Annotated in this window: 24 protein-coding genes; 19 read left to right on the forward strand and 5 right to left on the reverse strand. The window is 33.0% G+C overall.

Going from position 1 to position 23,826, the window contains the following annotated elements; all coding sequences use genetic code 11:
• Window positions 1–22: 22 nt before the first annotated feature.
• Window positions 23–1,714, reverse strand: a complete 1,692-nt coding sequence (gene ettA, locus ACWPKD_RS03275; RefSeq protein ID WP_455411245.1) for an energy-dependent translational throttle protein EttA — start codon at window positions 1,712–1,714, stop codon at window positions 23–25.
• 454 nt (window positions 1,715–2,168) lie between these two features.
• Between ettA and ACWPKD_RS03280 the strand changes: the two genes are divergently transcribed.
• The 11 genes from ACWPKD_RS03280 to ACWPKD_RS03330 all read left to right on the forward strand — a co-directional run bounded on the left by ACWPKD_RS03280 (window position 2,169) and on the right by ACWPKD_RS03330 (window position 11,832).
• Window positions 2,169–2,939, forward strand: coding sequence for a hypothetical protein (locus ACWPKD_RS03280; RefSeq protein WP_455411246.1), 771 nt, complete (start codon window positions 2,169–2,171; stop codon window positions 2,937–2,939).
• Window positions 2,940–3,165: 226 nt separating this feature from the next.
• Window positions 3,166–3,615, forward strand: a complete 450-nt coding sequence (locus tag ACWPKD_RS03285; protein ID WP_455411247.1) for an ankyrin repeat domain-containing protein — start codon at window positions 3,166–3,168, stop codon at window positions 3,613–3,615.
• A 171-nt stretch (window positions 3,616–3,786) separates the two neighbouring features.
• Window positions 3,787–4,350, forward strand: a complete 564-nt coding sequence (locus tag ACWPKD_RS03290; RefSeq protein WP_455411248.1) for a DUF6843 domain-containing protein — start codon at window positions 3,787–3,789, stop codon at window positions 4,348–4,350.
• 180 nt (window positions 4,351–4,530) lie between these two features.
• Window positions 4,531–5,139 (forward strand): hypothetical protein, encoded by a 609-nt coding sequence (locus tag ACWPKD_RS03295; protein ID WP_455411249.1) that lies wholly within the window; start codon window positions 4,531–4,533, stop codon window positions 5,137–5,139.
• Between the two features lie 220 nt (window positions 5,140–5,359).
• Entirely contained in the window at window positions 5,360–5,887 is a 528-nt protein-coding gene (locus ACWPKD_RS03300) for a DUF2199 domain-containing protein (RefSeq protein ID WP_455411250.1), read from the forward strand.
• Between the two features lie 184 nt (window positions 5,888–6,071).
• On the forward strand, window positions 6,072–6,755 hold the full coding sequence (locus ACWPKD_RS03305; protein WP_455411251.1) for a hypothetical protein: 684 nt from the start codon (window positions 6,072–6,074) through the stop codon (window positions 6,753–6,755).
• 668 nt (window positions 6,756–7,423) lie between these two features.
• The gene (locus ACWPKD_RS03310) at window positions 7,424–8,521 is read left to right on the forward strand and encodes a hypothetical protein (protein ID WP_455411252.1); all 1,098 of its coding nucleotides are present in this window, start codon (window positions 7,424–7,426) and stop codon (window positions 8,519–8,521) included.
• A gap of 223 nt (window positions 8,522–8,744) precedes the next feature.
• Window positions 8,745–9,113, forward strand: a complete 369-nt coding sequence (locus tag ACWPKD_RS03315) for a hypothetical protein (protein ID WP_455411253.1) — start codon at window positions 8,745–8,747, stop codon at window positions 9,111–9,113.
• A 287-nt stretch (window positions 9,114–9,400) separates the two neighbouring features.
• Complete coding sequence (locus ACWPKD_RS03320) at window positions 9,401–10,861, forward strand: DUF6973 domain-containing protein (RefSeq protein ID WP_455411254.1); 1,461 nt, start codon at window positions 9,401–9,403, stop codon at window positions 10,859–10,861.
• 10 nt (window positions 10,862–10,871) lie between these two features.
• Window positions 10,872–11,225, forward strand: coding sequence for a hypothetical protein (locus ACWPKD_RS03325; RefSeq protein WP_455411255.1), 354 nt, complete (start codon window positions 10,872–10,874; stop codon window positions 11,223–11,225).
• A gap of 187 nt (window positions 11,226–11,412) precedes the next feature.
• A complete protein-coding gene (locus ACWPKD_RS03330; RefSeq protein ID WP_455411256.1) occupies window positions 11,413–11,832 on the forward strand; it encodes a hypothetical protein in 420 nt (139 codons plus the stop codon).
• A 167-nt stretch (window positions 11,833–11,999) separates the two neighbouring features.
• Here the strand turns inward: ACWPKD_RS03330 and ACWPKD_RS03335 are convergent, their stop codons facing one another.
• On the reverse strand, window positions 12,000–13,001 hold the full coding sequence (locus ACWPKD_RS03335) for an NADP-dependent oxidoreductase (RefSeq protein ID WP_455411257.1): 1,002 nt from the start codon (window positions 12,999–13,001) through the stop codon (window positions 12,000–12,002).
• Window positions 13,002–13,013: 12 nt separating this feature from the next.
• Window positions 13,014–13,826: an SDR family oxidoreductase gene (locus ACWPKD_RS03340; protein WP_455411258.1), complete on the reverse strand. Its 813-nt coding sequence runs from the start codon at window positions 13,824–13,826 to the stop codon at window positions 13,014–13,016.
• A gap of 53 nt (window positions 13,827–13,879) precedes the next feature.
• Between ACWPKD_RS03340 and ACWPKD_RS03345 the strand changes: the two genes are divergently transcribed.
• The 5 genes from ACWPKD_RS03345 (at window position 13,880) to ACWPKD_RS03365 (ending at window position 18,477) form a co-directional block, all read left to right on the forward strand.
• Window positions 13,880–14,296 (forward strand): winged helix-turn-helix transcriptional regulator, encoded by a 417-nt coding sequence (locus tag ACWPKD_RS03345; protein ID WP_455411259.1) that lies wholly within the window; start codon window positions 13,880–13,882, stop codon window positions 14,294–14,296.
• A gap of 187 nt (window positions 14,297–14,483) precedes the next feature.
• On the forward strand, window positions 14,484–15,173 hold the full coding sequence (locus tag ACWPKD_RS03350) for a hypothetical protein (RefSeq protein ID WP_455411260.1): 690 nt from the start codon (window positions 14,484–14,486) through the stop codon (window positions 15,171–15,173).
• 774 nt (window positions 15,174–15,947) lie between these two features.
• Window positions 15,948–16,409, forward strand: a complete 462-nt coding sequence (locus ACWPKD_RS03355; RefSeq protein ID WP_455411261.1) for a GNAT family N-acetyltransferase — start codon at window positions 15,948–15,950, stop codon at window positions 16,407–16,409.
• 160 nt (window positions 16,410–16,569) lie between these two features.
• A complete protein-coding gene (locus ACWPKD_RS03360; protein ID WP_455411262.1) occupies window positions 16,570–17,820 on the forward strand; it encodes an erythromycin esterase family protein in 1,251 nt (416 codons plus the stop codon).
• Between the two features lie 168 nt (window positions 17,821–17,988).
• Window positions 17,989–18,477 carry a phosphoribosylaminoimidazolesuccinocarboxamide synthase gene (locus ACWPKD_RS03365; RefSeq protein ID WP_455411263.1) on the forward strand — a complete coding sequence of 163 codons (489 nt, stop codon included), beginning with the start codon at window positions 17,989–17,991 and terminating at the stop codon, window positions 18,475–18,477.
• Between the two features lie 229 nt (window positions 18,478–18,706).
• Here the strand turns inward: ACWPKD_RS03365 and ACWPKD_RS03370 are convergent, their stop codons facing one another.
• Window positions 18,707–20,254 (reverse strand): hypothetical protein, encoded by a 1,548-nt coding sequence (locus tag ACWPKD_RS03370; protein ID WP_455411264.1) that lies wholly within the window; start codon window positions 20,252–20,254, stop codon window positions 18,707–18,709.
• A 452-nt stretch (window positions 20,255–20,706) separates the two neighbouring features.
• Window positions 20,707–21,444, reverse strand: a complete 738-nt coding sequence (locus ACWPKD_RS03375; RefSeq protein ID WP_455411265.1) for a hypothetical protein — start codon at window positions 21,442–21,444, stop codon at window positions 20,707–20,709.
• A gap of 379 nt (window positions 21,445–21,823) precedes the next feature.
• Between ACWPKD_RS03375 and ACWPKD_RS03380 the strand changes: the two genes are divergently transcribed.
• The 3 genes from ACWPKD_RS03380 to ACWPKD_RS03390 all read left to right on the forward strand — a co-directional run bounded on the left by ACWPKD_RS03380 (window position 21,824) and on the right by ACWPKD_RS03390 (window position 23,732).
• Window positions 21,824–22,405: a Crp/Fnr family transcriptional regulator gene (locus ACWPKD_RS03380; RefSeq protein WP_455411266.1), complete on the forward strand. Its 582-nt coding sequence runs from the start codon at window positions 21,824–21,826 to the stop codon at window positions 22,403–22,405.
• A gap of 82 nt (window positions 22,406–22,487) precedes the next feature.
• The gene (locus tag ACWPKD_RS03385; RefSeq protein WP_455411267.1) at window positions 22,488–23,114 is read left to right on the forward strand and encodes a hypothetical protein; all 627 of its coding nucleotides are present in this window, start codon (window positions 22,488–22,490) and stop codon (window positions 23,112–23,114) included.
• 120 nt (window positions 23,115–23,234) lie between these two features.
• Entirely contained in the window at window positions 23,235–23,732 is a 498-nt protein-coding gene (locus tag ACWPKD_RS03390; RefSeq protein WP_455411268.1) for a hypothetical protein, read from the forward strand.
• Window positions 23,733–23,826 lie beyond the last annotated feature (94 nt).

A 23,826-nucleotide genomic window follows, 5' to 3' on the forward strand; every position in this document is an offset into this window, starting at 1 on the left:
ACGCTCAATTTGTATTCTCTTGTTAACCTCTGATTAACTTCTTGTATTTCAATCGTGTAGGCGCTACATCTCCTAAACGTTTCTTTCGGTTCTCTTCGTAATCCGAGAAGCCTCCTTCGAAGAAATATACCTGTGAATCGCCTTCAAAAGCAAGAATATGCGTACAGATTCTGTCTAAAAACCATCGGTCGTGAGAAATTACTACAGCACAACCTGCGAAGTTCTCCAAACCTTCTTCCAAAGCACGAAGGGTGTTGATGTCCAAGTCATTCGTAGGCTCATCCAATAACAATACGTTTCCTTCTTCTTTTAAGGTCATCGCTAAGTGAAGTCGGTTACGCTCACCTCCTGATAAGGTATTTACCTTCTTGTTCTGGTCGCTTCCTCCGAAGTTGAAACGTGATAAATATGCTCTTGAGTTTACCTGACGGCCGCCCATCATGATCAGTTCCTGACCGTCACAGAAGTTTTCCCAAATGGATTTGTTAGGATCGATATTGGCGTGCGTTTGGTCTACGTAAGCGATTTTTACGGTATCACCCGTATGGAATTCCCCGCTGTCCGGTTGTAACTCATCCATGATCATTTTGAAGATGGTGGTTTTACCGGCACCGTTCGGCCCGATGATTCCCACGATACCCGCTTGTGGTAAAGTGAAGTTTAAGTTATCGTATAATATTTTTTCACCATAAGACTTGGCAACATTCTTAGCGTCGATTACATTAGTTCCCAAACGCGGGCCGTTAGGGATGTACAACTCTAATTTTTCGTCAAGCTCTTTCTGATCTTCGTTCAATAAACGGTCGTAGTTTTGTAAACGGGCTTTCTGTTTGGTCTGACGGCCTTTGGCACCCTGTCTTACCCACTCCAACTCACGTTCTAAGGTTTTACGTCGTTTGGAAGCCACTTTCTCTTCCTGCTCCATACGTTTTGATTTCTGGTCTAACCAAGACGAATAGTTTCCTTTCCATGGAATACCTTCCCCGCGGTCTAACTCAAGAATCCATCCTGCAACATTATCAAGGAAATAACGGTCGTGCGTTACGGCGATAATTGTTCCCTGGTATTGTTGTAAGTGTTGCTCTAACCAGTGTACCGACTCAGCATCCAAGTGGTTGGTAGGCTCATCCAGTAACAATACGTCCGGCTGTTGTAACAACAAACGGCATAACGCCACACGACGACGCTCTCCTCCAGATAATACCTTGATTGGCGTATCAGCATCCGGACAACGTAAAGCGTCCATTGCGATTTCTAATTTGGTATCGATTTCCCAGGCACCGGCTGCGTCGATTTTATCCTGTAAATCCGCCTGACGGTCCATAAGCTTCTGCATCTTATCGGCATCTTCGTATACATCGGGATCACCAAACATATCGTTGATCTTATTGAATTCGTCCAGGATCGCCATAGTTTCGGCAACACCTTCACGAACGATTTCTATAACCGTTTTGTTTTCGTCCAATTGCGGTTCCTGCTCTAAATATCCTACGGTATATCCCGGAGCGAAAACCACATCCCCCTGGTAGTTCTTGTCTACCCCGGCAATGATTTTTAATAAAGACGATTTACCCGAACCGTTCAAACCTAAGATACCGATTTTGGCTCCGTAGAAGAAACTAAGGTAAATGTCCTTTAAGACCTGTTTGTTTGTGGAGGAGTACGTTTTACTCACGCGTGACATGGAAAATATCACTTTCTTATCATCTGACATACTGTATTTATTTGTCGTTTATAACTGCTTTTTTTACTAAAGTGTACAAATATACATAATATGAAAAACTTACAGCACTGAAAATACTACAATGGGGAACAAACGGTTTTATAATACTACTATAATGACACTATAATGACACTATAATGACACCACAATGACACTATAACGGTACAATAATAAAACTATAATGGAACTATAACGATATTACAATGGTACTATATTATAATCAGGATAAGCTATTAAGGTTTTGAATACGCTATATATACGCTATATATACGCTATATATACGCTATAAATATGCTATAAATATGCTATAAATATGCTATAAATATGCTATATATATGCAATACATACTTTGTAATTACTGTATATATACAATTTACATTCAGACTAATCCTTTAGCAAGATTAAATTTAAAAAGATTATATTTGTAAGAATAAAACTATAACAAGTGGCAAAACAAAAAAGTATAGTGCCTCTGGAAGGAACATTAGAAGGCATCAATTTTTATTACAGAAAAGGCGTTCCGGTTGCCCGTAAAGCAGGTGGAGGTTTCGACGGCAATGCAATAAAAACCAAAGCTTCGATGGTTAGAGTTCGGGAAAACAGCAGTGAATTCGGGCATTGTTCGAAGGTTAAAAAACAGTTGCGGATTGCGCTCTTCCCCTTTTATAACAACTACACTGAAGCTGCCTTACATGGCAGAATGATGCGTTTGTTCCAGGAAATAAAAACCTATGACGCTTTATCCGATCGCGGTAAACGCACAGTTGCTAACGGTTTGCATACTACCGCAGGACAAAAGCTGCTTATGGATTTCCCGTTTACACTTAGCCGTAATGTACAGCAAGCCCTTACATGTGAATGTAAATACAATCCAGACGATTTTACCTTTACCGCAAATCGGTTTGACATAACCAAAATAAGCTTTCCGGTTGCGGCTACCCATATGCAAATACAGTTTGGGGTTCTCGCTTTTGATTTTGATTCGCTGACGACCAAGCTACACCTGAGTAATCCTTTGTATCTGGATAAAAACAATACCGACTCAACGTTTTCCTTAAGCCCGGAATCCATTCCCGATACAGCCAAAACGCTAATGGCTTTTGCAGGAGTGCAGTTTTACCAACAAATAAACAACGACCTCTATGAACTTAAAACGGATACGAAAATTGCGGTTGAATGTTTTGGAGTTACAACACCAAACGTCCCATCACCTTAATTCATCATTTTACTTTTGAAAAATATTACTACTTTTGAAAAAAGGATTGAGAAAATATATTTTTTATATATACAAAAACAAGTATTGTTGTTTTTTAAATATATTTTTTCAATCACTTGATTTTAAACAAATTAATCTATAGTAAATATTGCCGGGAGGTGTGTATATTTACTAGTTAGCGGTCATTGTAACCAGACAAGACCGTACCAAAAAAACCAATTGACTTATGAAAATATTCAACTATTTTAAGAAGAGCGAAATAAAGACAGAAAAAAAACCAACGCTCGACGAAGAAAAAGAAATTAACTTGTTTGAATATGATATTCATAGCGAAATGTTTTTGCAAAAAGTGAGAGAACTGAAAAATGTGAATAAGAAATATCAAAAGGGACTTAACCTTCTTCATTTTGCTTGTGAATACAATAATATTCGATTGGCTAAAGAATTGCTTGAAAGACACATAAATATTGAGGAAAAGAATATTTATGGAAACACACCTTTATGGATAGCAGTTTTTAATGCAAAAGGAAAATATGAAATGGTTGACCTTCTTTTATCATATAATGCAAATCCGAATTCGGTAAATAATGCTGACAACACTCCGCTAAAATTTGCTGTAAAAATTGATGATAAAACATTAATTAAAAAACTGACAGAAATAACAACGAACCGCTAACAGCAGTTTGCAGCAAGTGGGACTTTAGGGCAAAATTTAAAGTTGGTTTTGTATTTGTAAACTTAATCTTAAAGTGATACTTTTGGGATAACAATCCCCCACCTGCAGCAAGCTGGCGGGACGTTAGCGGCAATATCCAGCCAAACCGAAAAAACATTTACACCAGAAAACATGTCAAAAAAAATATTATTCTTACTCTCTGTCATATTTTGCGGCGTTATTGTTTCTTCATGTTATAAAACTGTAGAGCCTGAAGTTTTTTTAATTCCAGAAAAGTATCGTGGAAAAGTAAATATCATTCACAAGAAAAATTGCGGGCTACATCTTGAGAAAACTAATGAAGGACTAGTTTATCAAATCCCTAGTAATGGAATACTCATAGTTGACAATGAACAGGAATATGGAACAATTAATCATGAATATTTTTTAGTTGACAAAAACGGTAAGAGACTTAAGTTACCGAAAATGGATGTAAGAGATTTTAATGAAGAATGGACTTTAGAAAAAAACGCTAACGAGCCGTCAAGAAATAAGCTGGGTGTTTTTCATTGGGGAAGAACTGGAACAACAGGAAAAGTGCTAGATGAAAACGGGAAAGAAATAAACAAAGACGAACAGTATACTTTCTTGGAATTTTATATTGGAACTTACAATGATTTAAGTGAGAAATTTGATTTTAAATATGAGAGGAAATTTGATTCTATTTTGGAAGCTAAAATAAAAGAGTGTAAATGATACTGCCGCTAACAGCGGTTTTATAAAATGGCGGGGACAGTGTGTAATTGGAGGAGTTCGGGCTTAGATTTCTTCTTTTCTTTCAGCTTTTTTCTTTCAAACTTTTCGGTTATATTTGTAAGCATCAGTAACAAAATTTCCGCCACTTTATAAAGCCGGCGGGACGTTAGCCGTTATTTTATGAAAAACGTTATAAATAAAAGACAATTAAAAGTTTACGAAAAATACATTGGTGACGTTGATGGCTTGTTAAGAGTAAACGAAAAATCAGATATTGAAGTTTTTGAGAATAAAATTGATATCATTTGGAACGTTATCACAAATAAACTACAAGACATAAAACTTATAAATGAAAAACTTTGCTCCAAAGAATATTCAATAAATAGCTTACGAGACTTAAAAGAAGTTTGCGATGGAGACACTTTTGAAATTTTCATGTCAAAAATCAGTGATTATGAATATTTTAAACCAATTTCAGAACTTTTACAAAGAGTTAAGGACAAAATAAATTCAGAAACCGATACTGTTTGGGCTGGATTTGACAGCTCAGAAAAACTAAAATCAGAAATAATTCTTGATATTGAAAAAATTGAATTTTGTGATTACGAAACTTTGGAAAAAGTCAAAGTAGATTTTTTACCAACTTCAACTTATCAAGAATTATCTATATCAAATGGTTGGGGAGAAGAATATTTAGAAATTGCATCAAAATTTGATTCTTTATATTCAAAAATCAACGAAAAGAAAGAAAATTTTGTTGCCGAAAAAAAATGGTGGAAATTTTGGTGAAAATAAAAAACAACGGCTAACAGCGGTTTTAAGAAATGGCGGTGCCCGGTGTATAATTGGAGGAGCCAGTGATTTCTTTTCTTCTGCGAAGCAAGGTTCTTTCTTCCAATCTTTTCGGTATATTTGTAAGCATCAGTGATAAAACATCCGCCACTTCTTAAAGCCGGCGGGACGTTAACCGCCATTTAGCCACAACTGAAACTTAAAAATATAGAATACAATGTTTTGGGATAAATTCAGAGGAAATAAAAAGAAAGAGTTTAAATGCGAAACTTGTGGAAAAGTCCATAAAGAATTACCTGCAATTGTATTTAAAGCTCCATTTCATTACGATGCTTTAAGTGAAAAAGATAAAAATGAAATTGCGGAAATTTCAGATGATTTTTGTGTCATATCTTATCCAGAACAAACAGATAGGTTTATAAGAACTGTTTTGAGTTTCCAAATTAATGACACTTGTGAAAGTTTAGATTATGGAGTTTGGGTTTCTGTGAGCGAAAAAACTTTTAATAAGTATGAATCAAATTTTAAAAAAGATTCAGAACCAAAAACTTACTTTGGAATGCTTTGTAATGATATAATAGATTATGAAGAATCTACACTTAATCTTCATGTAAATATAGAAACTCAAAGAGAAGGTTTACGTCCTGAAATAATTCCTCACAATTCAGAACATAAATTAGTTTCTGATTGGGAAAATGGAATTACAATTGAGGAAGCTGAAAACAGAATTGAAAAAATAATTTAAACGGCGGTTAACAGCGGTTTTAAGAAATGTCGGAGCCTGTGCCTAATGGAACGAACCAGCATAAAACGCCGGCAGTATTTTTCAATTTTTTCTTCCAATCTTTTCGGTATATTTGTAAGCATCAGTAATAAAACATCCGCCACTTCTTAAAGCCGGCGGGACGTTAGCAAACATTTAAAACTACATGAAAGTTAAAAACATGAATATATATTATATCCTAGCCATAGTTTGCACAGTTGCTGCTATGGTTTTCAGTTATTTAGCTGCAAAAAAAGATGGTCAAGAAACTGAAGATAAACTAAAGCAAACTATAACCGATCAAACAAAAGAGATAAAAACACTTAATTCAAAAAATATTGAATTAGCAGAAAAGATAATTAAACAAACAAATCAAATTACTGGTGAAGGAAGTTATCCAATTGCTACTTTAGGTGGTGGTCAAGACAATGGCAATCAAACACAAATCGTTATAGGACTAAAAGGGGAATTTGCTATACCCAATTTAACAGCAAAATTTGTAGTAATACCAAATTATTCAGAAGTAGATGGAATGGATTTTAGAATTCCTGGTTTTGGAATTGACCCAATAAATTTTGGAACATTAAGACCTTTTGAAATGCAAAGTATTCTAGTTGAAACAAAGACTGAAGAAACTGTAGTTATAATCTATTTTAAATCAGACAACAATTCTTGGACAGAATCAATTAGAATTAAAAAGAACGATGAGGGAAGACATTCAATTTGTCTATCTCAAGATAACGAAGGGCAATATGTATTTAAGAAAATTGACCCTAACTTTCCAAAAACAGATAATGGCGATATAATTTTATGGAAAAACAATTCAATTAATATTAGTGAATTGCAATAAACGTTTGCTAACAGCGGTTTGGCAAGATTTGGGTTTTGGTCTTAATTTAGAGTTGGTTTTGTATTTGCGAAATTTGTGCTTAACTGAAAAATAAATCTTAATTTAGTCCCAAACCTCGCCAAGCCGGCGGGACGTTGTACGTAATTGGCACGCCCTCCGAAGTTTTACGTTTATGAATCCTCTAGTTTTTTTGTGTAGAAATAAGTAAGGTGTTAACCGCAAGTCTTTGCGATTGGCATCGTGGAAAGTTTTACTTTCAAACGCTTGACAGCGTAAAAGACTTGGCTAAGTTAGTAAAAAAAATCCTATAAATCAATAACGAGAAATATCTTTTACTGACTTTTTATTGCGGAACAAAAAAACTAGAGGAAGCCTAAATTGAACAGATCATATCAAACATATAATCAATTCAATTTAGGTTCATAAAGAAGTGGATAACGTGGAATTCTTTTTTGGAGGAGGTCTTCCAACTCCGTTATTGATAAAAACCTTGGAATGAGAATAAATCAATAACTACGTACAACAGGGGTTTTGCAAAAGCAGGGCAAAAGTGATAATACAAACTTTTTACTATATTTGAACATCAGGGAAAAATCAAAGTTTGGTGCAAGGAAGCCCTGCCTTTGCAAAGCCCCAAACCGTTAGCAGCAATTTAATACCATATAAGAATGTTAAGTGAAAAACAACAACTTTTTGCTGAATATTTACTAAAAAAAATTGGCTACTTAGATTCAAATTTAATTAGAATTTATTTGGTTAAATTAGAATTAATATATGGTAAATTTTATAAAGAATGGAGACAAGAAAAGTATCCAAGTGGTTATTTAAGAGACTATTGGGTTCTTAAATATTCAAACTCTGAGTGTATTGAAGAATTACTCAAAGAAATAGAAATTAAAAAAAATCTAGGTTCAATAATTCTGAAAAGCATTTCTGAAAAAAAATCAATAAGTGCAACTGATATTTCAAGTTTTAATTTTTGTCCTGTAAGTTATTCTATATCAAAATCATTTGAAATAGAACACCCTACAAATGAAGACAAAAGACTTACAGGAATCAATTTGCATGAATCATTAAGACTTATAGACAAAAAACTACCTCCTAATTGCTCTGAATCATCATTTTTTGATTCTGATGTTTTAAATAATGAAAAGATAAAGAAAATAAAGAATTGTGAAGTTGTATTTTCGGGTCATTCTAATGAAAATTTCTATTTTGTAAATCAAGAAAAAAATTACATAGGTCAACCAGACTACATTTTTAGAGATACTAATAACAAGTATTTTGTAGTTGAAGAAAAATTCAAATTTTTAAATAATTATATTGATGAGCAAAATTTTGATTATGAAAAAATCATAAAAAAAAGGGAGAAAATTAAAAATCATTTTTTCGAAAACCACATATTGCAGCTACAATCATATATCGAAAACATAAAAGAATACAATATAGAATATGGAATCCTTATATATTGGTTTTATGATTTCGAATATGAACTTCCAAATGTTCATAGCGTATCTTTAAAGATAATCAGAAAGGGAGAAAATTCAGAAATTTTAAACAAAACGGTTGATGAATTAAAGAATTTTATAACGACTAAATCTATCGATTTAACAAATAACGTAAATCCAAATAAGTGTGCAGCTTGTTCAGTAAATAAATATTGTGCTCATAAAACTAATGAGCTAAAAAATTTATCTTTTCCATACAATCGCTATTTTATGAAACTAAAATATGTTGACTTCCCTGATGAATTAAAAAAAGATTAGCATGTCAAATAAACTGCTGCTAACAGCGGTTTTGAGCAAGCGAGGTTTCGGTGTGTATCGGGAAGAGCCGGTGTTGGCACTTTCTTCTCCGAAGTGAGGTTTTTTCTTCCAATCTTTTCGGTATATTTGTAAACATCAGTAATAAAAATCCTCGCCAGCTCAAAGCCGGCGGGACGTTAGCAGCAAGATAAACATAACTATGAGAAACAGTTCGTATCAAAAAATGTTAATTGAATACGGGGATAATTTAAACTCTTACGAAGAAGAAAGAAATCAATTATTATCTCAATATAAATATTCAATAATATTAGAAGGAGAATTTACAGAACTGGAAAATTTAGAAAAATGGATAAAGAAAAATATTGGTATTGAAGTATTAGAGTCAATATACTACGATAAAATTGATTATGATTATTGTTTTGTCGAGTATTTCTTCTCCATTGAAAAACATGCTTTGGAAACGCAAAATGTAATACCTAAAATATTTTCTACTTATGCAAATTCATATCCGTCAGCAAGCATTTGTAGAACTAATGGTAATAAAGAATTTATAAATTACAATGCGAACATGAGCAATATAATAATTTTATGAAATTAATTCAGTAATATCCTGCTGCTAACAGCGGTTTTATAAAATGGCTGGCGCCGGTTCATAATAGAACGAGCTGGAATCAATCAAACTTTTAGCTATATTTGAAAATCAGTAATAAAAATTCCGCCACTTTATAAAGCCGGCGGGACGTTGTAGGCTATATTTGAAAAAATGAGTATGAGTTTTAACAGTTTTTGCGGTTTTTCCACATCCGAAATTAGTAGTCTCTAATTAATTTATCTTAAATAGTAGAGCTAATATTTAGTCATAATTAAAAAACAACGTTTATGAAACAAAAAACAAGAAGTATTCTAAAATTCTTTTTAATCGCGACTTTTGTTTCTTTAATAAGTTGTAACGATGAGATCATTAACTCACATAATGATCATACCGAAAACAAAAACAAAATTTCTTTGTTCCAATTCAAAAAAGAAACCGGAATAAAAAATTTCAAAACTATTGTAAAATCATCTTTGTCTGATTTAAAATCCACAAATAAAGACGTTGAAATATCTGATTTTTTTATTGACACTTTGGCAATACAAAGACATATAAGCCAGACCAACGAAACAACTTATTCCTTCAGAATATATCCTTTTTCAGAAAGCACGCAACCAAATCAAATATATAATTTGGTGTATAGGAAAGAAAATAACATTTGGGAAAAATCTATTTTCTTATTAAACCAAAACTCAAATTATGAATTTGATACAATCAACTTAATTTTCGACAGTAAGCATAGTTATTTGGACACAACTAACAGACAGTCAACTGTATGCACAAGTACAACTCCTGTAACTTATTGTTCTGGAACATCTGCCTGTACAGACAGATGTGATGCTTCTTCAAGTAGTGGCTGTCCAACAGGTGAATGTTACAGATATATTGAAACTACAGTTGTTGATTGTTCAACAGGTGGCGGAGGAGTTTCTGATCCTGGAGATCCAAATAACCCTGGAGGTTCTGGTTACATCCCTACAAATCCTTTTGAGTTTACCCCAAATATGTTTGATAACCCTGTTTACGATGATCCAAATTATATCAATGCAATTAAAGCGCAACACTTTTTTAGTAATCTATCTTACGCTCAACAAGTTTGGGCTAATGAAAACAGAGATTCTTACAATAAAATTATTAATTACTTAATTTCTCAAAATTGGACAGATGAAAGTATAGAGTTCACAAATCAGTTAATCGATACAATCTGTCAAAACGGTATAATAATACCTGAATTCTCAGTTGATGATTATCCTGGAAAAAATGGTGGTAGGCCTTTTGAATGGTGGAAAGATAACCAATACATGATTTCTAATTTTCAAATTTTTAATCAAACACCAAATCCTGCTGAATTAATCGTTTTTAGTCTAATGCCCGACAAAGCTCTATTTCATATTGAAAACTCAACAACAGCTTTAAATAAAACTGTACAACTAGTTCAAAACAATACCTTAACCGGCATTGAAGACGGAAGAGCAGATGCTTTTAGACACGCTTATTGGAATGCTTTAGGAACTGCAGAAATTGGTTCGGTAGTTACTGAAATATTCACACATGCTCATGAAGCATTTTCAAGCGGTTTACCAAAACAAATGGATTTATTTAATAATAAGAAAGGTAGAGACAAAGCTATACGTATGTCCTTCAATTTTTTAACAAATGATGATATAATTGCTGATTCAATTTTAATTGAAGTTAACATTGGCAACCTTGTTTATATTAATAATGGTGTTTTAACCCCTACAGACTAATTTTAAAGAAATGAGAAAAATTATAGCCGCATCAGTCCTGCTAGTTATACTTATTATTGTTTTTATTATAACATCTAGAAATGAGTATTCAGATAAAGAATTCAGTACAATTGAATGGAACCGTACACCTGGAGATAGAATTAAAATGGTTGATGATATTCTCAAAAACAAAAAATTTATTGGAAAAGACAGTACATTTATTTTAACTAATCTAGGCAAATCTAATGAAGAAATTGTTGATAATAAATGGAAGTATTTACTAGACTACAAAGGGATTTTGTATCCAAAGTATTATTTTTTAACAATTCAATTTAATAATAGCATTGTAGATACAGTCTATATAGAAATTATAGAGGAAAAATAATACAGCCTACAACAGCGGTTTTATAAAATGGCTAGCGCCGGTTTATAATAGGAAGAGCTGGCATGAATCAATCTTTTCGGTATATTTGTAAACATCAGTAACAAAATGTCCGCCACTTTATAAAGCCGGCGGGACGTTAGTGGCAAGTATTTCTCAGTTTGCGTATAACAGAACTAAACTATAATATATGTTTTATAAGTATTGCGTGTGGTTACTTCTTGTATTTTTAATTAGTTGCTCAAGTCATCGAAAACTTGATGAAAATAAAATATTGATAACAAGTGTTAGCACGGAGAAGTTTAAAAAATTCTATGCATTATGTAGAAAAGAAGAAGATACAATTTATGTTTATAATAATACTGAAGAATTTAGAAACTGTCCTTCAATAAATATTGGTTGTAATAAAACAATTGTTATAAGGAAAAGTGTAATAGAAATTGATGTTAATTCAGTTACTCCAAAAGAAAATAAAATTGTGCTGCATAAATTTGAAAAGAGTAAAAATATATACAAACTGCATTTTTTAAATATTCAAACAAACGGGATGATGATCATGAACTTTAATGGAAAGAATGAATTACTAAGCTATGAAAGTGGCGCCTATTAATAATACCAGCCACTAACAGCGGTTTTATAAAATGGCTAGCGCCGGTTCATAATAGAACGAGCTGGAGTCAATTAAACTTTTCGGTATATTTGAAACTTCAGTAACAAAAGTCCTCGCCTTTATAAAGCCGGCGGGACGTTAGCTGCAACTTTACCGATCGCGACGTCCTAAAATAGGTTAACAATGACTTTTCCTTTAGCACGACCACTTGAAACGTAGGACATTGCTTCGTTCATTTGCTCAAACGGAAATACTTTATCAACAACAGGGCGAATGACACCCTTTTCAATCAATTTCCCAATTTCTGACAACTGTTTCCCATTTGCTTGCATAAACAGAAACGAATAATCAACATTGAGTTTTTTCGCTTGTTTCCTGACCTTGTAGCTTAAAAAGAAAATTACTGTTTTCATAAACCATGACAAACCAATTTCTTTTGCAAAAGCAGTGTCAGGTGGACCTGAAATAGAAATGACTTTTCCGCCTGACTTCAAAATTCGCAACGACTTTTCAAGCGTTTTTTCGTCTTGACTGTTCAACACCAAATCGTAATCTTTCAAAATGGTTTCAAAATCTTGCGTTTTGTAATCAATCACAATATCAGCGCCAAGACTTTTTACCAACTCAAAATTATCGGCACTTGTAGTTGTGGCGACAGTTGCACCCAAATGTTTCGCCATCTGAATGGCAATCGTTCCGACACCACCTGAACCTGCTTGTATAAATACTTTATGGCCTTTCTTGAGTTTTGCTTTTTCAACAAACGCTTGCCAAACAGTTAAAGCGACCAATGGAATTGAAGCCGCTTGTTCCATTGAAATATTTTTTGGTTTTAACGCAACATCATTTTCATTGACAGCAATGAATTCGGCAAATGTACCGATACGAAAATCGGCAGGACGAGCAAAAACGTCATCGCCCATCTTGAAACGACTGACTTTAGAGCCAACGCCAATAACCGTTCCCGCAACATCGTGTCCCAAAATCAATGGAAATTTGTAAGGCAACAACAACTTAAATTCGCCACTTTTTAGTTTGGCATCTAACTGATTGATACTTACCGAATGGATTTGAATTAAAACTTCGTTTTCTTTTGCAACAGGTTTTGAAACTTCCGTTAGTTGAAGTTTGTCTTCCTTGCTGTAACGATTTATTGTGTATGCTTTCATCTTGTTCATTTTTTATCGTAAGTATTTTTCTGCTTTTTTTGGATTAACCAAGCTGAAAGCTAATTTTGGGAAAATGCGATTAAGGTAATAAAAAGTACCTGTATAGCCCATACGAATTGTGTATTGGTCTTTTTGCAATCCTGCAATCAATCCTTTTATCAATTTTTCAGCGCTCATTTTTTTAATCTTTCTGTGTGCGATTAGTTCGGTTTCTACCGCAGGTGGCAACAACTCAAATACTTTTACATTACTGTTTGCAATTCGCAAATGTTCACGAAGCGACTTTGTGTAAAACGCCAAAGCCGTTTTTGTTGCAGAATAAGTTGCTTCAAGCAATGACGGAACATAACTTAAAACGGAAGTTGTGTTGATAATCGCACTTTCTCTTTTTGATTTCAACATATCCAAAAAAAGATTGTTCAGACGAATAATTGCCAAATAATTTATGTTCATTTCGTATTCCGCCCCTTCAAAATGTTTGTCGCTTGCAACGCCCAAATTTGATGGCATTACGCCAACACCTGCGTTGTTGTATAAAATATCAATTCCGCCCAAACTCTTAACTTGATTGAAAAGCGAAATTGCATCTTCTTCATTAGCAACATCGCTTTTTATCGCAATTACATTCGGATACAGTTTTTTTGCCGTATCTAATTTGTCTTGATTTCTGCCTGTTATTATAACTTTTGCACCAATTTCTAAGAATTGTTTCGTGGCTTCAAGCCCAATACCAGCACTACCACCAGTAATCAATATTGTTTTGTTTCTTAGGTCCATATTTTGCTTTGAGTTTATTTTTTTTGTAAATTTGCTTGCAATTTGCAAGTACAAAGATATTAAACAACTTTTAATTTGCAAGTGATTTTTAAAAATAAATTATGAAAGACAGTAAAAAAAGGTCAGATTGTCCCGTTAGTTGTTCCCTTGACATTTGGGGCGACAAGTGGTCGTTACTAATTGTGAGAGATTTAATGTTCGCAAAACAATGCACTTATGGTGACTTTTTGAAATCAGACGAAAAAATTGCGACCAATATTTTGGCTTCACGACTTCAAACGCTTGAAGAAAACAAAATCATTACAAAATCAGACCATCCAGAAAGTAAAGCGAAAGTTTTATACAAACTGACACAAAAAGGAATTGATTTATTGCCTTTAATGATTGAAATAAATTTGTGGGCGGAAAAGTATTATGACTTACCAGCCGAAAGAAAAGCAATGTTGAAAGAAGTGAAAAAGGACAAAGAAAAATTTATTAAAGCAGCAACCAAAGACTTGAAAAAAAGCAGCAGCTAACAGCGGTTTTCTGCAATGGCGGGTTTAGGGATTTATTTGGGATGGTTAGTGTTTGCATTTCTTCTTTAAATAGAAGTTTTTTCTTTACTACTTTTCGGTATATTTGTGAACGCCAGTAATAATAAACCGCCACTGACAGAAAGCCGGCGGGACGTTGTGCGTTATTTTGTCCAAACAGAAACTTAAAATGAAATTAAAGAAATTATTATTTTGCATAAGTACATTATTTACCCTAATGTGTAATAGCCAAGAACAATTAAATAACGAACCCAAATCTATAATTTCTTTAAGCCTTTTAACACCTACCGCAAGTTATGCTCCAAGATGGAATATCGGTTACATGAGGAAATTGAATGAGAGATATTGGATAGGTCTTGATTTTGGTTATGGCAATAATAAGATTTCAATAAATCCTGCAGAAGAAGGCGGTTGGATAACTGACAGTTATAAATTAATTGAAATTCGTCCAGAAATTTATTATGATTTAAGACCAAAATCTAAATTGAAACATTTAATATCAGTCGAATTATTTTATATATATCATAAAGATGAATTTGAAGATAATTGGTATTACGACTTAAACGAAAAAAAATATTATGAATATGATTTTGCTAATTATAAAAGGATAAAATATGGAACAAATATTAACTATAACCTTATTTATTATTTAGGCAAAAAAATTGCATTTATGCAAAAAGTTGGTATCGGTTTTAGAAAAAGGAACGTGGAATATTCAAATATAATTAACAAATCTGAGAGCCCAAATTTTGAAGAACCCGATGGAGGTATAATTCGTACGAATGGATTCATTAAAGATAATGGGATTTCTAATGCCTTTAATTTTAATCTTGATTTTAAAATAATATATAAATTTTAAAAACAACGCACAACAGCGGTTTTGAGCAAGTGGGGTTTCGGTGTTTATCGGGAAGAGCCGGTGCTCGCACTTTCTTCTTCGAAGTGAGGTTTTTTCTTTCAATCTTTTCGGTTATATTTGTAAACATCAGTAACAAAATTCCGCCACTTTATAAAGCCGGCGGGACGTTGTACGCAATTTTCTCCCAACAAACCGGACAAAAAATGAATAACATAATTCGAATAATATCAATAACTTCTTATTTCTTGATAATTCTTGCCGGACAAATGATTGGACTCCCATTCATCTGTTGGCTAATTTTTGCGTCTTTTGATTTTGGAAATATTGACCAATTATTTGCAATACTTGGAATTATTGGAGTCGTTATAAATCTAAGTAAATGGAAAAACAACATAACTCTAACAATTGTTAGCTTTATATTAATGTTAACTCCAATAATAAGTAGATTGATACAAGTTCCTATTGAAATGTTTGATTATTTAGCATTCCAAATTCCGCTAACAATTTTTATAATTACCTATTTGATATTTATAGTATTAAACATTATGCATATAAAAACTGCGTACAACAGCGGTTTTAAACAATGACTAAGTTAAGTGTGTATTTGGAATGGTCAGTGCTTATATTTCTTCTCCGAAGTAAGGTTTTTTCTTTCAATCTTTTCGGTTATATTTGTAAACATCAGTGATAAATCCGCCGCCACAGTTTAAAGCCGGCGGGACGTTAGTGGCAAGCATACCAAACGAGACGGAAAAACATCGAGAAAATTATATTATGGATATTGAAATCAAAAAAATTAATTCCTCAGAAAACGAAATCGTAATTGAACTATTTGATAAATATCGAATATTTTACAAACAACCTTCGGATATTGAACTCGCAAAAACATATATAAAAGAACGTTTAGAACAAAATGAAGCACAAATCTATGTTGCATACGTAAAGGAAAATCCAAAGCCAATAGGTTTTACTCTGTTGTATCCAAAATTTTCTTCCGTTTCCGCCAAAAAGAATTGGCATATCGGAGATTTATATGTTGAAATAGACCAAAGAAAAAAAGGTATTGGAGAAAAATTACTAAATACAGCTTTAAATTTCGCAAAAAATGATGGCGCAAATTTCATTTCGTTAAACACTGCAACTGACAATTATTCTGCCCAAAAACTTTATGAAAGCTTTGGTTTTGTAAAGCAAGAATATTTACCAGGATATCTATATTATCAGTTTAACATCTAAAATAATGCCAGCCACTAACAGCGGTTTTGAGCTATGGCTTTGTTCAGTGTTAATCGGTAATGGTCAGTAAATATTCTTCTTCTAAGAAGTGAGGTTTTTCCTTTCCAACTTTTCGGTATATTTGTGGGTTAGCAGATATTTTTAAACTCTACAAACCAAAATGAAAGTTTTACTTACAATTTCCCTATTATTCATAAACTTTTTTGCTGATGCTCAAAATAAAGATGTAAAAGATTGGTTGAATCAAAATTCTATCAATCTTGAACAATTGAACGTAAATCAAGAGTTCAGAATTGACGGAAATTTATTGAGTCTGGAATTCCGTAATGCAAAAATTTTTGGCTTTGGTGAAGCAACGCATCATAACAAAGAATTTTTCGATCTCAAGTCCATATTTTTTAAATATCTAGTACTTCATCAAGGAGTAAAAATATTTGTTCTAGAAGAAAGTTTTGGCTCGACTCATGACATTAACGAATATATAAACGGAAAAGAAAGTAATCTCAGGAACTTAATAAAAGATTTGCGTCAGCATATTTGGAAAACAGAAGAAATGTATGCACTTATTGAGTGGATGAAAAACTACAATTCTTCCCAACCATCAAACAACCGGATCTGTTTTTATGGAAACGACTGCATGTTCAATTATAGATTGGCAACAATCATCAAAGAAAAACTTCAGGAATGTAAAATAGCAACAGATGGGCAGCAAAATGAAGTCCTGGAATATTTTTCAAAGGAGATATTCTCGCTTAAAGATTATTCAAACTTCGATAATTCTACAATTTCACAAGCTAGAAAATTAGTATCTGAAATAAAATCAAATTCAAACGCTAACAGTGATTTAATTCTGGTTGTCGAAAGCTTTTCAAACTATTTAGACTTTATAGTAAATCCTACACAAATTACAAGAGATAAGTGTATGGCCAGATTAATAGAAAAAATCCATGAAAAAAGTGGTGAAAAAATATTCATCTGGGCACATAATGAACACATAAAAAAAACTTCATTATTCAAAGAGAATGTTCCATCAATGGGAAATCATCTTTCTAAAAAATACAGCAGCAACTACTATTCGATGGGTTTTGAATTTGGAATTGGAACTTTATTGGGTTATAATCAAAAAGAAAAAAAGTGGGAGAATAATGTACTTAATGAACCCGTAAAAAATACCAATTCAGAATTTTTATTTACCGCCGAACCTGAAGTATTTTATTTCGATTTCAATATTGCAAAATTGAATCTTTCGATGAAGAATTTTATTGAGCAAAAACGAAACTATGTTGTTATAGGTGGTTATGGCTTCAATCCTAAATATGTGAAATTTCAGATAGCATCAGAAAAATATTCAGAAATGTTTGATGGATTAATTTATGTAAAAAAGTTGACAAGGGGTACGCCGCTACAATAAAACATCTGCTAACAGCGGTTTTGAGCAAGTGGGGTTTCGGTGTTTATCGGGAAGAGCCGGTGTTTGAACTTCTCTCCTATTTTTCAACTTTTTTCTTTCATTCTTTTCGGTATATTTGTGAGTTAGCAGTCATTAATCTAACGATGCGAAAAAACATTCTAAAACGAAATGGAAAGCGAAAATACATTTAAAACTAAAACCGGTTTTTGTCATATTTTACCAGAGAAAATAATTTTAACCAGAGACGGTATAATTGGAAATGTTTCAAAAATCACTTTAGGAAATGGAATTTCAAGAATATTAATAGTTTATTCATTACTTTCTATTTTTCTAATCTACAATGCGTACAAAAGCTTTCAAAAAGAAGATAATCCGACTTTCATTTTTTATAGTTTACTAACTGTTTTTTTAATCTATGGAATAGTAAAAAGTATAAACAATTCTGCAACTCCAATAATTGAGAGAAATAGAATAACACATATAAAATTCTTTGACGGAAAAAAAGGGTTAACGCGCGCGAGATTCGAAGTAATGTTTAACGATGAAAACGGGAAATTAAAAAAACGATTAATTATGCTTCCGGGTTCTTTAAATGATGGAGAAAAAGAAACTGAAAGAGCATTACAAATAATGAAAAACGAAGGCTTGATAACTTAACGACTGCTAACAGCGGTTTTATAAAATGACGGAGACAGTGTGTAATTGAAAGAGTTCAGGCTTAGATTTCTTCTTTTATTTCAACTTTTTTCATTCATTCTTTTCGGTATATTTGTAAACATCAGTAATAAAAATTCCCAACTTATTAAAGCCGGCGGGACGTTAGCGGTAATTTTGTACCAATAAGGAGACTTCAATAACTTAATGCACCAAATGATACAATTTCTCTTTATTGAATCGTGGAGAAAGCTCCTATTTGTTGCAGATGTTGCTCTGTTTGGTATTTATTGAAGTTATCCCATTTTGGAGGAAAACTGGTTTTTTGCCCATACATAGCATCGAGACATACGTTGTGGTCTTTGTACTTTTCATGTAAAACAGCCAAAATTTTAAAGAAAAATTCGTCCAACATTACAATAGCTTCAAATTCTGTTTTGAGCGTATCGTAGTTGCTGTCTGAGGGAGTTATTATTTGTAACAGGTCTAAAACCTCTTTCTTTTCGAGGGCATTAATTTCCGTTAAATAACCATATTTTAAGGTTTTAAAAACTAAATTATTCCAAGCCACACTGTCATGTCCCCATTGTACATCCGGCAGATTTAAAGAATGCTCACAAATTAAGATAATTGAAAAAAGAACGTCATTTAAATACGCTGCAGGAAATTCATCAAAACTTCTGAATTCAAAGCCGCTTTGGTACATTTTTTCCTGATTAAAATCGAGACCCACTTCAGAAAGCAATTCATATTCCATTTCTAATTCAATCTGATCTCGCCACCAAATGTTTTCTTCTTTTTCAAACTTTAGCAACTTTCTGAAATCATCCACTTTGCAAGTTAGAATTTTTCCCTTAGGCATCGCTTTGTTAAAAGTCCCTACCCCTATGTATCGGGACATGGCATTTCTCATAGAACCTAAAGTAAATTTTTTGTCTAAGCTATATTTATCGCTTATTACTCCCATAATGTCGGGACTGCCAAGAGTTGCTATAAAAAAAGGCTCAAACCATTGCAACAAATAAATGGCATTTGCGTGCGTTTTATCAAAATCAATATAATCTACAATCCTACTGTTTTCTGTTAGTGAGGGTAATGTGATATGAAAATGATAGGTGCCATTATTAAACAAAACAAGATTTTCCTGATTGGTCATGAACATATTAAGACCGTTATTGTAATCCGGAAAGTTTAATTTCCCATTTAGTACGGACGATTCATTAATTTTATCCAGAAATAACTTTTTGGTGGCTTCCAACTCTTTACAGGAATCTGAAATTGTTCTGTTTTCAAAATATTTGGTTACAAATTCGATAGAATCCCCATCAAAATGTACAGATCCCATCGTTTTATTTCTTTGGGTAATCATACTTTGAATATTGTACGGTTGATCCTCAAGAAAAAGTTCCATAATGGATTTCCCCAAATATTCCGGATTTGAAACTGGTTTTGGCTTCACCTCATCTATTCCGGTGTTTCCTACTAATGATTTAACTTCCGGTAAGGTTTTGTGCTGATAGTTTATGTCGAGTTTTTCCAGCGAATGACTATTAATCATTCTGCTCACTTTGTAGTTTTTGTTACCACCAAAAGCCTTTTTTAATAAAGGGGTCAAGCTTTCGGGTTTATAGCATTTTCTATAATCAATGCTGTATCGCTCAAAACCAATTTTTTCTTGTATAAACGCACCAGAAACTATTAGGGATTCTTCAAATTGCATGTAGGTTTCGTTTTCTAATCCAATTCCCCAATAATATTTTTTTGTCTGATTGTCTTTCATTTATACTAGTTTTCTTTTTATGGTTATTTTGAACTTTTTAAAGTCATTATTTTTTATTCGGAAGCATGAAGTTTAATCTACTAGAAATCAAAACAAAAGCAATCCTTCAAACGGATTAAACAAATTATTAAATCCATTCTCTTATTTTTAAATTATAGGAATTTATATTTCAGTCTCAGAAATTTTGCATTTGAATCGACTGAACGATTGATAAAAAGCAAAATTTTGTAATGGAGTTATAAAATCACTGCTATCATTAATCACCTTCATATCAATAATTTAAGCAGATAAATTTGCCCTGTTACAGCTTTTACTGTCCTTATTTTTTCCAGGTTGCGAAGGTACTCATTATTATCTTATTTCATATGGTTAATTCATTGAAAATCAAATAATAATACAAAATCTTTTAATTGTCTGATTTATTATTGGAATTAATTGGTTTCAGATATCGTTTAATCATGGTAATAAAACACGTAAGAGGAATATAGTTCGTCATTCCACCAATCTTTTTTAACTTCTGAAAAATAATTGTAATTCACCTTTCCCGCTTGCGACTGCAATGGGTATATTACAATGCCATTCTCTCTGTAGGCTTGATGTTCGCTCGTTTCCGGGACAACAGGAACGATGTGTCCGGAGAGCCCTTTTTCTTTTCTTTTGGCACAAATAATTCCGACACCACCATCGGTGTTCACTTTATTTTGAATTTCCTCGGCAGTAAACATTCTTTTCCATCCAAAATCTTCTCCCCATTTTAAAAACCAATCGTGTATGGCACTGGAATAAATGTGATCTACAGTTTCTCCCATAATAGGTTCTACTTCCTGTCCTTCCAATATTTTTTCCAGAGCCTGATCTGTCCACCAAACAGTAGGAAGATACACTTTGCAGAAACGACAATAATCGTAAGAGTAAACATTACAATAGGTGTCTTCTATTGTTCTTTGGTATCTAATGTTTTTAACAACATCCAGTTTGTCAATTAATTGGCCAATGCTTTCTCGTTTAGTCTTAGCATCAGTTAAGTCTCTGTAAGGAATATCAAAGGCTGACATTGGCTTATACTTCATCTGTGCAGAATCTAAACGAGATTCCGGATCAGGTAAGAAATCGGCAGCTGTTATTCGGCTATTGGGTTTTGAATGATTCACTTTTAGTATTGAATAAGTCGATTCTGTATGTTTTTTCATTTTGGTTGCTTAAAATTAAAATAATACTAACGGAATTTTACTATTCGTCTAATGTATTTCTGAAAAGAGGTTATCCCCTATTATTTTAAAAACAAACAGCTCGTGTTTTTTTACTATTATAATGGAAATACAACTTTACATAAAAATCCTGAAGAAAAAAAACAATTCAAAAATTTAAAACTCCGCTAACTGCGATTTTGTGAAAGTTAGGATTCTGTGTTTAATGGAACAATTCCGCTTTAAAGTCTTTGCTTTAATTTAACTTTTCTCTTTAAACTTTTCCCTACATTTGAAAATCAGTACTAAAATTCCGTCACTTTTTTAAGCCGGTGGGAAATTGATAACAAGTGCAACAGACGACAGTAACAACATAAAAACAATGCAGGATTTATTATTTGACTTTATATCAAAATACGTTTCTCTGACAGAAGAGGAGAAGAACGCAATACTTTCGTTAGACCTGTTTCGCTCGGTAAAGAAAGGTACGACTTTACTCAAAGAAGGACAAACCTCGAAAGACAGCTACTTTGTTTTAAAAGGCTGTATCCGGACGTATTACATAATAGACGGAGAAGAAAAAACAACAGCTTTCTACACCGAAATGGACGCCTTAACACCACATTGTGTTATCAATAAAGCGCCTTCAGAATATTTCATCAGTTGTGTTGAAGACAGTATTCTTACCGTTTCAAATTCTGAAATGGAAGCAGAAATAAACAGTAAATTTCCAAAATTTGAAACCTTGTGCAGAATATTATCCGAAGAACTTTTAGCTAAACAACAAATAGACTTTGACGCGTTTAAGACTTCTTCCCCTGAACAGCGCTATTTGAATTTATTGCAATCACGACCAGACCTTGTTCAACGTGTACCACAACACCAGTTAGCAAGTTATCTTGGTATAAAACCACAATCCTTAAGCAGGTTAAGGGCAAGGATTTTGGAGAAAGATAAAGGTTAAGCGTGATTTCTTAACTTTAGTGAACGTATTTAAGTTACCTGCCAATCTACTTTTGCTGTATCATCTAACACTAGAAAAAGACATGCAAAAGAAGTTTTTATGGTTCGCCTTGATTTTAATGATGGCAAGTACACTACATGTTAAAGCCCAATATACCGAACAAGACAGTACTTATAAAAAGTATTTTGTTGGAAGTACCTTCCTGATGTTAGGAAATTTTATTCCTAATGACCGAAATCCACCTCATTTTATACAAGTAAATCTCGGATACAGGATAACACCTAAAGATGTTGTTTTCTTAGAATTAAAAAAATCCAGGTTTGCTTACCCGTTAGGTATCCCTTGGGGTGACTCATTTGATGCACCGGGAGAAAACTATCCCGGACATATACGCCAAAATGTTATTGGATTGGCATACAATCGCTTTTGGTGGAAAGGATTCTACACAGGCGTTCATGCCATGAATGCTTTTCAAAAATATTATGATGAGGATAATAATAAGATTGCAAAAGGATACACCTTATTTATAACCTACCGTTTGGGTTACCAGGTTAAACTATTTAAAAACCGTTTCTTTATAGAACCCTCTATTGGTTTGACGCATTGGCCTGTAAAAACCAATACACCACAATCTTTTGAATTAAAAGAAAGTAAATGGCCAAAATACTTTGGTTATGAACCTGGGCTTCATTTTGGGTATAATTTTTAGTAATTTTACGTAGGTTAGAAATGGGACTGAAACAGTAAAGATGTAACACCTGCCACCAACAACACCTGCGCATAGCTGCAAACCGTTAGACAACATATTACAAATACTATAACTAATTATATGAGTCAAATTGAATTTATCACAATTGAGCAAAAAAAAGTTCAAGTTGATGCGATCAAACCTATAACTCATAACAAAAATTCCCGTCGTAATAAAACTAAAATTACAGTAAGCAGGGAGGAATATGAAGCGATTGTAATCAAGTGGAAACTCAGAAAGTTTATTGGAATAAGAGAAGATAATAATAGTGGTATTGATTGGGTATATCAAGGAGCAGCTCAAGAATTAAAAAATGAAATGACCGCTGAAAGCATCCTAAAATTTCTAAACAATACTACCGTTTTTGATTTTGCATATGAACCAAAGCAAAATGATGAACTTATAATTGAACTTGAATATGTAATCGCCGGCATTAAGGGTAAATATTCCAGACCCTTTATCGGTGAATATATTTCACTTTTATACAATGACGAAAAATGGACAAGCAATAAAGGCTACGATTCTATCTATTTTATTATGGAAGATTTTAAAGAAGGAATAATTAAATGCGTTGCATAACAGCGGTTTTATAAAATGGCGACACTTTCGTTTTAAATGATAAGATTCGTCTTTAAAGCCTTTGCTCCTATTCAGCACTTATATTTCTGGCTTT

It is taken from the genome of Flavobacterium pedocola, from assembly GCF_053764385.1.